The following is a 5,020-nucleotide window of genomic DNA, read 5'->3' as shown; positions in this document are numbered from 1 at the left end:
CCCGCCTCGACCCCGTCGCGGGCGGCCGCCGGCTCGCGAACTACCTCCGCGTCCTCACGCTTGAGACGCAGACCCTTGCTCGCGCCTGCGGCAAGAGCCACGTCCACAATCTCGAGCCCGAGGACCTCGCCGCCCTCACGATCGAGGCCGCCGCGATGGCGAAGGTGCCGCTCGCCGGCACGAGCTGGATCCCCGGAACGTAGCGCAATCCTCGTTTGACGCGCATCTAACGAGACCCGCCGATTCACCTCATGGGTGAACGACCCGCCCGCTCGCGCCGGCGAGCAGCTAACCGTTGCTGATGATGCTGAGGAAGCGCACCGGCGTGCCGCTCACGGAGACGGGGCCGTGCTCGATGGAGCCGTCGAAATAGAGACTGTCGCCGGGTTCCATCGCGTAGGTTTTGTCCGCGTGGCGATAGACCATTTTGCCTTCCAGCAGGAAGAGGAATTCGTTGCCGGGGTGCTTGAAGACGTTCTTGGCGGGATCGATTTTCTTCTCCTCGATCGTCATCAGGTAGGGCTCGAAGGCCTTCTCCATCGGGAGTCCGAACGCGAGGCTCTCGTAGCTGTGGCCGATCTTCGACCCGCGGCCAGCGATGGGTTTGCGATCGCCCTTCTTCACCAGCACGGCGCGGGCCTGGGTGTCCTCGGTGTCGAAGAGGCTGGCCACGGGAACGCCCAGCGCCGAGGCGACGCGCATGAGCGTGGAGATCGGGCAGGAGACCTTGCCGTTCTCGATCTTCGAAAGCTGGCCCTTGGTGAGGCGCGCCTTTTCGGCAAGCTGGTCGAGAGTGACGTCGCGCTCGGTGCGAATGGCGCGAATCTTTTTTCCAATTTGTGCTTCGATCGATTCCACAGGGGTTGCCGACGATAAGGACACTCCGAAGTCGATCCTATCAAAAAAAATACGCCCGGTCGGGATGGGACCGACCGGGCGCTTCAAAGGATCGGGCAATGATCAGTGCCTGGTCATGTAGGATTTCACGACCAGAAGCGCACAGATCACGGCAACCAGGCCGATACTGATGTAGATGAACATCGGCGACCCGGCGAAGGTGTGAATGGCCCCCGTGGCCGAGCTGAGTTCGGCGAATGTCTCGATTGGACTCGATTTCATGGAATTCTGTTGGTGTTGGAAGAGGTGAGGTTAGACGGCGCCGTCGGCGAGTTTCGGGGCCATGGCAGGAGCCATGGCCGGGGCCGGAGCGTTTGAATCGGCGCTCGAGATCGAGCTACCAAGGGTCTCCGGATAGGCCTCGATCCCCAGATCGGAAAGATCAAGGCCACGCATTTCGGCCTCGGCGCTTTCACGAAGCAGGCCGAACTTGTTCAGCAGGAACGCCAGACCGAATCCGGGAATGAAGCCAAGGCCAACGCACATGATCACCGCGCCGATGAGCTGGGCCGTGAAGTTCGTGGCGGGATAGCCCTCGCCCTGGACGTATCCTCCGCCAAAAACTCCGAAGGCCAGCACCCCGAAGAGGCCGCCGAACCCATGGACCGCCACCGCGCCGACCGGGTCATCGATGCCCATTTTCTCGATGAATATCGCGATCTTCGGCATGCAGAAAGCCACCACGAAGGCGAGGATGATGCAGAGCGACGGATGATAGAGGTCGATGCCCGCGCTGCAGCCGATGATGCCGACGAGGCCACCGGAAATCGTGAAGAACGGATCCCCCTTCGACGAAATGTAGGCGCCGATCAGGCCACCCGCGAGGGCAAGCGTGGTATTCACGCCCAGCGAGGCGAGAGTCATCGGCGTGCCGTAAATCGTCGTGATGCCCTTGTAGCCGGGCAGCATGATCGCGCAGGCGCCGAGGAAGGCGTAAAAGCCGACGAAGATCAGCATGAGGCCGACCATCGTAAGCGGCAGGTTATGGGGAAGGATGGCGCGGGCCTTGCCGTTGACGAATTTCCCGATGCGCGGCCCGAGGACCATGATCACGCCGAGGGTGAAGAATCCGGAGACTCCGTGCACCACGCCCGAGCATCCGTAGTCATGGTAGCCGAGCTTGGTCGTGAGCCAGCCGTAGTAGTTCCATCCCCAGGAGGCCGCGATCACCCACAGGAAGCTGCCGAGACAGATCGAGAGGAAGAGGTAGGCGCCAAGCTTCACCCGCTCGATGAGCGCGCCGGAAAGGATCGACGCGGTCGTCATCGCAAAGAGGGCGAAAGCGAACCAGAAAACGCCCGTGAGATGATCCCCGATGTGGACACCCAGGTTCTCAGCCCATGGATAGGAAGTGACCACATAGGAAGTAAACGCGGTCTTGATCGTGTCAGGCAGCGTCGCGGGATCGGTCCATGGCCCCAACGCCGGTCCCGTGACGGGCCAGAAAGGGAAGGCATTATAGACCCACCATCCGAAGAGGTAGAAGGTGATTCCCACGGAGGCGAGGGTGAGAAGGTTTTTCACCATGGTCGCGAGCACGTTCTTCGTCCGCGCCGCTCCACCTTCGTAGGCAAGAAAGCCCACGTGAATGAGCAACATCAAGACCGACATGATAAAGTAGAACTGCTCCGAGACGAACGTCCCGAGGAATTTTACGGCATCTGGTTCCATGAATATCTCCCTTTGTTAAGTTCCTGTTTTCGGATGAAGGGCGAATCGCCCAAGGCCCCCCACTCAGCACGTTGCATGCCATGATACGAGAGTTTCTCAACCGCCCTTCCTCCCCGAGTTGTGGCATGGCGCATGCTTTTCCAGAATCGACCGCCTTCCGGCCGCGCTCCGGAGCGAATTCGAAGCCGCATGCCCAGGCCCCTCACATTCGCCCCCAGGGCGTCGTCGCCGGACCTCCGAGTGCCGGGGGGCGGCTCGATTGCGCTCACCCTGCGAGCCGGCCAGATCCTGGAAGTCACGGATCCCGAGGGCGGACAACGATGCGAAGCACGCTGGGCAAGGGAGGCGGCCGTCACGTCGCTTTTCGATGAAGACCACGTCGCCGGATTTTCCACGCGCCTCGAGGTCTCGAGCGACACCAGTCTTGTCCTCGAGGCGCCCGGCGCGCCGATGCCCGTCGAGGGCGGCATCCCGCCGACCTACCTCGCCGTGCGCGTGACCGGCGCGGGCGAATCTCTGCCCGCTCCGCTCGCCGAGCCGATCCACGAGATCCGCGTTCGCGCCGCCACGGCCGAGGCGTTCGTCGTGCGTGCCGGGGAATACATTCAGATTCTCGATGTCGCCGGCCGCCAGTGCTCCGACTTCCTCGCCTTCGATGCCGAGTGGCTCGCCGCCGGCGTGGAGCGCGGCCTCGACGCCACCGCCACGCGCACGCTCATGGGCGCGAGCTGCCCCGGGCCGGGGTTGTTCGCCACATTCTTCGATCAGGATTTCCAACCGCTCGTCGAGGTCGTGCAGGACACCGTCGGCCGGCACGACACCTTCTCGCTGGCCTGCACCGCGAAATATTATGAAGACCAGGGCTACCCCGGCCACTCGAACTGCACCGACAATTTCAACGCCGTGCTCGCCCCGCACGGCATCGCGCCGCGCGCCGGCTGGCCGGCGATCAATTTCTTCTTCAACACCTGGATCGACGCCGCGGGCTCGCTCCACATGGACGAGCCGTGGTCCCGTGCCGGCGATTACGTGCTGCTCCGGGCGAAGCGCGATCTCCTCTGCGCCACTTCGTCCTGCGCCGACGATATCGACCCCGCGAACGGCTGGGAGCCAACCGACATCCACGTGCGCCTCTACGCCGCCAGTGAGAATTTTCCCCGCGCCAGCGCCTTCCGCATGAACGGCGAGAAGGACGCCCGCCTCACGAAGGAGACCGCCTTCCACCCGCGCACCTCCGCGCTCACCCGGCACTTCGTCGAGTATCGCGGCTACTGGCTTCCCGCCAGCTACACCGGCCACGGCGCCATCGCGGAATACTACGCCTGCCGCGAGAAGGCCGCGCTCATGGACCTCTCCGCGCTGCGGAAGTGGGAGGTCACCGGTCCCGACGCCGAGAATCTCCTGCAACTCTGCCTCACGCGTGACGTCCGCCGCCTCGCCATCGGCCAGATCGCCTACGCCGCGATCTGCTTCGAGTCCGGCGGCATGCTCGACGACGGCACCGTCTTCCGCCTCGGTCGGGAAAACTTCCGCTGGATTGGCGGCGACGAATACGCCGGCGAGTGGCTCCGCAAACAGGCTGCCGCACACAACCTCCGCGTCTTCGTCAAAACCTCGACCGACCAGCTCCACAACCTCGCCCTCCAGGGCCCGCTCAGCTGCGAAATCCTCGCCGATGTGCTCTGGGCCCCGCCCCTCCAGCCGCGCATCGAGGAGCTCGCCCGCTTCCGCTTCACCATCGGACGATTCGGCGGCGCGCTCGGCATTCCCGTCATCGTTTCGCGCACCGGCTACACCGGCGAGCTCGGCTACGAAATCTGGTGCCACCCGAAGGACGCCGTCGTCGTCTGGGATGCGATCCTCGCCGCCGGAGCGCCGTGTGGACTCCTCCCGCTCGGCCTCGAGGCGCTCGACATGCTCCGCATCGAGGCCGGCCTCATCTTTGCCGGCCACGAGTTTTCCAGCGAGGTCGACCCGATCGAGGCCGGCATCGGCTTCGCTGTCGACCTGAAGAACAAAGACGAGGATTTCCTCGGCCGCGCCGCGCTCGAACGGTGCAAGGCCGGCCAGCAGCGCGCGCTCGTCGGCCTCGAGATCGAGGGAAACGAACCCGTCGCGCACGGTGACGGCGTCTTTGCGGGCCGCGCCCACGTCGGCGTGGTCACCAGCGCCATGCGTTCGCCGATTCTCCGCAAGAATCTCGCCCTCGCCCGCGTTTTCATCGATTCCCGCGCGCCCGGCACCGAACTCGAGGTCGGCCGCCTCGACGGCTACCAAAAGCGCCTGCCGGCCCGCGTCGTCCAACTGCCGTTTTACGACCCGGAGCGTCGCCGGGTGAATGCATGAACCACGCCACCGCCGTTCGCAATCTGGTCCGCGAGCGACTGGCGCCGGGAAGCGCCGTGGAAGTCGTCCCCCTGAGCGGCGGGATCACCAACCGCAACTATCGCGT

Annotated in this window: 5 protein-coding genes; 2 read left to right on the top strand and 3 right to left on the bottom strand. The window is 64.4% G+C overall.

From position 1 onward, the window contains the following. On the top strand, nt 1-203 hold a 203-nt coding region (locus VIM61_03715), incomplete at its 5' end, for a hypothetical protein (protein ID HEY8899492.1). Nucleotides 204-288: 85 nt separating this feature from the next. On the opposite strand, the gene VIM61_03710 is transcribed toward VIM61_03715, so the two are convergent. The 3 genes from VIM61_03710 to VIM61_03700 all read right to left on the bottom strand — a co-directional run bounded on the left by VIM61_03710 (nt 289) and on the right by VIM61_03700 (nt 2,568). Further along, nucleotides 289-858, bottom strand: a complete 570-nt coding sequence (locus VIM61_03710) for a cupin domain-containing protein (GenBank protein HEY8899491.1) — start codon at nt 856-858, stop codon at nt 289-291. A 102-nt stretch (nt 859-960) separates the two neighbouring features. Next, nucleotides 961-1,119, bottom strand: coding sequence for a hypothetical protein (locus tag VIM61_03705; GenBank protein HEY8899490.1), 159 nt, complete (start codon nt 1,117-1,119; stop codon nt 961-963). Nucleotides 1,120-1,149: 30 nt separating this feature from the next. Continuing rightward, on the bottom strand, nt 1,150-2,568 hold the full coding sequence (locus VIM61_03700) for a hypothetical protein (protein HEY8899489.1): 1,419 nt from the start codon (nt 2,566-2,568) through the stop codon (nt 1,150-1,152). A 189-nt stretch (nt 2,569-2,757) separates the two neighbouring features. Here VIM61_03700 and VIM61_03695 point away from each other — a divergent pair, with 189 nt between their 5' ends. Then, a complete protein-coding gene (locus VIM61_03695) occupies nt 2,758-4,914 on the top strand; it encodes a DUF1989 domain-containing protein (protein HEY8899488.1) in 2,157 nt (718 codons plus the stop codon). Nucleotides 4,915-5,020 lie beyond the last annotated feature (106 nt).

This window comes from Chthoniobacterales bacterium (genome assembly GCA_036569045.1).
Lineage (GTDB): Bacteria > Verrucomicrobiota > Verrucomicrobiia > Chthoniobacterales > JAATET01 > JAATET01.
This window is presented reverse-complemented; position numbering and strand designations above follow the sequence as displayed.